A 4,650-nucleotide genomic window follows, 5' to 3' on the forward strand; every position below is an offset into this window, starting at 1 on the left:
GGCGGGGTCATCGGTGGCCTCGGCGTGGAAGGTGACGCTCGCGGCCCCGGCCTCGGCGTAGCCGGGAGCCCAGCGCCCCGGGTCGCTGATCATGAGGTGCACGTCGAGCGGCAGCCGCGTGCGCTTGGTGATGGTCTCGAAGATCGGCATGCCGAACGAGAGGTTCGGCACGAAGTGGTAGTCCATCACGTCGAAGTGGATGAGGTCGGCGGTGCGGATGCGCTCGAGCTCGTCGCCCAGCCGGGCGAAGTCGGCCGCGAGGACGCTGGGGTGGATGCTGGGCCGGTTGCGGGGCTGGTTTCGTGCGCTCACGGATTCGACCCTATCGAGCCAGCAGGCTCTCCGCCGTGCGGGAGTCGGTGACGAGGGTGCGCACGATGCCGCTGCGGAGGGCCGCACGGATGGCCTCCACCTTCTCCTCGCCGCCCGCGACCGCGACGACCTCGGGCACGGCCCGGAGCTCGGCCGCCGAGATGCCCACGGCGCGATCGAGCGCCGGCGAGTGCAGCTCCTGGCCGTCGGCGTCGAAGACGATCGTGCAGACGTCGGCGGCGGCACCGCGCACCTCGAGGTCGGCGCGCTCGGCGTCGGTGAACTCGCCGTGCAGGGACGACTTGGGCGGGTTCCAGGAGCCGATGCCCACGAGGGCGATCGAGAGCCGGCCGAAGCGCCCCGTGGCATCCGCGAGGCTCGGATCGGCGCGCAGCTCCTCGGCCATCGTCGCCGTGCGCACGAGCAGCGGGGCGTGCAGCGGGAAGGCCCGGCCGCCGGTCTTGCGGGTGAGGCGGCGCACGAGCTCCACGCCCGAGACGTCCATCTGCGCGGCCCGCACACCGCCGACCATCTGCACCACCTCGGCCGAGGCGAGGGTCGTGACGGCGTCGACGAAGGCGGTGAGGCTCGAGCCCCACGAGATGCCGAGCACGTCGTCGGCGCCGACGATCCCGGCCAGGTACTGGGCCGCGGCGTCGCCGATCAGCGCTCCCGTCGCATCCGGAGCCGCCTCGATGGCGCGCACCACGATGGCGCGGTGGATGCCGAAGGCACGCGCGAGCTCCTCGCCGAGCGGCAGGTCGATGTCGGCCGGCATGTCGACCGAGATGCGCACGATGCCGCTCGCCTTCGCCTCGTCGAGCAGGCGGGCCACCTTGAAGCGCGAGATGCCGAGCTCGTCGGCGATCTCGTTCTTCTGCTTGTCGTCGATGTAGTAGCGGCGCGCCACGATGGCGGCCTCGAGCGACACGGCGGGGCGGTCCTGACCGAGCAACGCCACCTCCGGAGTCCGTGGGACCGACCTTTGACGCGATCCGGATGCCAGTGTACTGTCGGCGTGTGCTCATAAGAGCGTAGGTTTCACTTTTGAGCAGAAACGGATCGGAGAGCGATGTCGATCGACGTTCGTGTCCCCACCACCGGCAACGCGGGCGAAGACGCCGTCGTGGTCGACTGGAACGTCTCGGTGGGCTCGCAGGTGAGCGCGGGCGACGTGCTCGTGACCCTCGAGACCGCCAAGGCGACCATCGAGGTCGAGGCTCCCGAGGGCGGCGAGGTGCTGAGCATCCTGTTCGACTCGGGCGACGAAGTGCCCGAGCACGAGGTGCTCGCGGTGCTCGGCGCGGCCGGCGAGGTCGCAGGCGGAGCCGGCGCGGGCCCAGCCTCTGATGCCGACGACCCCGGAGCGACCGCACCCGCGGAGCCGTCGCCCGCCGTGGCTGTCGCCGCCGAAACGGCGCCTGCCGCCACGGCCGCCAAGTCGGTGACCGGATCGGTGAAGGCATCGCCACGTGCCCGGATCCTCGCCGAACGCAACGGGATCGACCTCGCCGGAGTGGCCGGATCGGGTCCCGGCGGGCGCATCATCATCGCCGACGTGCTCGCGGCCAAGAAGCAGCCGGTCGCTGCACCGGCCGCGCCTGCCTCCGCACCAGCCCCGCTCGCCGCCCCCACCGCAACCGCCGCCCCCGACGCCGAGTTCGACCTCGTCCCCGTGCGCGGCGCCCGCAAGGTCACGGCCCAGCGGATGCACGCCTCGCTCACCGGCACCGCGCAGGTCACGCTCACCCGCTACGCCGACGCCACCGCGCTGCTCGCCTTCGTGAAGCGCCTCCGTGCGGTCACCGAGGCGCAGGGGCTGCCGAAGATCGGCGTCAACGACCTCGTGCTGTTCGCCGCCGCGCGCGCCGTGGCCGCGCATCCGGAGGCCAACTCGGTGTTCGATTGGGACGGCATCCGGCAGTACCGCTCGGTGCACCTCGGCTTCGCGGTCGACACGGGGCAGGCGCTGCTCGTGCCCGTCATCCCGAACGCCGATTCGCTCAGCATCGCGCAGGTCGCCGTCGCCGCGAAGGGCGCGATCGAGAAGGCCCGCAGCGGCAGGCTCAGCACGGCCGAGATGGAGGGCGGCACCTTCACGGTCTCGAACCTCGGCTCGCTCGGCGTGCACTGGTTCACGCCGGTGCTCAACACACCGCAGAGCTGCATCCTCGGCGTGGGGGCGGCGCACCGGACGCACCCGGAGGCGCCGAGCCTGCTGCCGCTCTCGCTCACGTTCGACCACCGCGCCCTCGACGGCGCCGCGGCCGCCGGCGTGCTGGCCGCCATCGCGCAGGCGATCGAGACGGTCGACATCCTCTCGGCCCTCTGACGGCCGCTCCCTCTTTTCTCCCCGACGTCTTCTACCTGAAGGACACGACGAACCATGGCTAAAGAGCTCCTCATCGATCCGGCCACCACGCGCAGCCGGTCGGAGCTGACCTTCGACTCGATCCAGGTCAACACCTACACGCCCGACCTCGCCGCCGAGCGCGCGCTGCACGGCGACGACGCCCTCCTCCGCATCGGCCGCGACATGATCCTCGTGCGCGAGTTCGAGCTCATGCTGCAGGCGATCAAGCGCGAGGGCTCCTACCGGGGCATCGACTACGTGCACGCCGGCCCCGCCCACCTCTCGATCGGCCAGGAGGCCGCGGCCGTCGGCCAGGCCTTCACGCTCGGCTCGATCGACAAGGTGTTCGGCAGCCACCGCAGCCACGGCGAGGTCATCGCGAAGGGCCTCTCGGCCATCCACTCGACCCCGCGGCCCGAGCTCGACGAGGCCTTCCGCACCTGGTCGGAGGGCGCCATCTGGAACGTGGTGCAGGATCGCCTCGCCTCCGACGACCCGGAGCAGCAGGCCATCGACTACCTGCTCTACGGCATGACCGCCGAGACCTTCGGCCGCCGCACGGGCTTCAACCGCGGGCTCGGCGGCAGCATGCACGCCTTCTTCCCGCCGCTCGGCATCTACCCCAACAACGCCATCGTGGGCGGATCGGGCCCGCTCGCCACAGGCGCCGCGCTCTACAACCGTCTGCAGGCGAAGCCCGGCATCGTCGTCGCCTCGATCGGCGACGCCGCCACCGGCACGGGCCCCGTCTGGGAGTCATTCAACCTCGCGGGCATGGCCCAGCTGCACACCCTCATGGACGAGAAGCACCGCGGCGGCCTCCCGGTGGTCTTCTTCATCGTGAACAACTTCTACGGCATGGGCGGCCAGACCATCGGCGAGACCATGGCCTACGACCGCCTGGCCCGGATCGGCGCCGGCATCAACGCCCAGAACATGCACGCGCAGACGATCGACGGCAACAACCCGCTCGCCGTGATCGAGGCGATGACCGTGGCCCGCCAGCACCTCGAGGCCGGCGACGGTCCGGTGCTGATCGACTGCCAGACCTACCGCCAGTCGGGGCACTCCCCCTCCGACGCGTCGTCGTACCGCACGAAGGACGAGCTCGACCTCTGGGCCTCGCACGATCCGATCGACACCTATTTCGCTCGCCTGGCGGACGGTGGCGTGGTGGCCGCCGGCCGTCAGGCCGAGCTCAAGACCTGGGCCGAGGAGCGCATCGCCGCCTCGCTCGAGGTCGCCATCGACACCTCGGTGTCGCCGCGCCTGTCGCTTCGCCGCGACCCCGCCGTGATGGCCGAGCTCACGTTCAACAACACCTCGATCGACCTCGACGACGCCCCGGCCGGCGAGACCCTGGTGCCCGTCTCCGAGCTGCCGCACGCGCAGGCGCTCGCCCGCAAGTCGCGATCCGGGCTCTCGGATGGCCCGGGCAGCAAGCCGCTCTCGGGTGCGAAGGCCATCACGTTCCGCGACGCCCTCTTCGAGGCCGTGCTGGCGCACGCCGTGGCCGACGACCGGGTGACGATGTGGGGCGAGGAGAACCGCGACTGGGGCGGGGCCTTCGGCGTCTACCGGGGGCTCACCGAGCTGCTCCCGCGGCACCGGCTCTTCAACTCCCCCATCTCGGAGGCGGCGATCGTGGGCGCCGGCGTCGGCTTCGCGCTCTCGGGCGGGCGGCCCGTGGTGGAGCTCATGTACGCCGACTTCATCGGCCGGGCGGGCGACGAGATCCTCAACCAGATGGCGAAGTGGCAGCCGATGTCGGGCGGGCTCGCGACCGTGCCGATGGTGCTGCGGGTCTCGGTGGGCGCCAAGTACGGCGCCCAGCACTCGCAGGACTGGAGCTCGATGGTGGCGGGCGTCCCGGGCCTCAAGGTGGTGTTCCCGGCCACCGCGCACGACGCGAAGGGCCTACTCGCCTCCGCTCTCGCGGGCAACGATCCAGTCGTCTTCTTCGAGAGCCAGCGCCTCTACGACAC

General features: G+C 71.5%; 3 protein-coding genes and 1 pseudogene. 2 read left to right on the forward strand and 2 right to left on the reverse strand.

Annotation, left to right across the window (positions count from 1 at the left end; all coding sequences use genetic code 11):
• Positions 1–312, reverse strand: a pseudogene (locus Q0D57_RS00840) (ribulose-phosphate 3-epimerase); the annotation flags it as partial.
• Between the two features lie 10 nt (positions 313–322).
• On the reverse strand, positions 323–1,273 hold the full coding sequence (locus Q0D57_RS00845) for a sugar-binding domain-containing protein (protein ID WP_291036727.1): 951 nt from the start codon (positions 1,271–1,273) through the stop codon (positions 323–325).
• Positions 1,274–1,384: 111 nt separating this feature from the next.
• Between Q0D57_RS00845 and Q0D57_RS00850 the strand changes: the two genes are divergently transcribed.
• Complete coding sequence (locus Q0D57_RS00850) at positions 1,385–2,644, forward strand: dihydrolipoamide acetyltransferase family protein (RefSeq protein ID WP_291036730.1); 1,260 nt, start codon at positions 1,385–1,387, stop codon at positions 2,642–2,644.
• Positions 2,645–2,698: 54 nt separating this feature from the next.
• The coding region (locus Q0D57_RS00855) for an alpha-ketoacid dehydrogenase subunit alpha/beta (RefSeq protein WP_291036732.1) at positions 2,699–4,650 on the forward strand (1,952 nt) is incomplete at its 3' end.

This window comes from Herbiconiux sp. (assembly GCF_023264895.1).
GTDB lineage: Bacteria > Actinomycetota > Actinomycetes > Actinomycetales > Microbacteriaceae > Herbiconiux.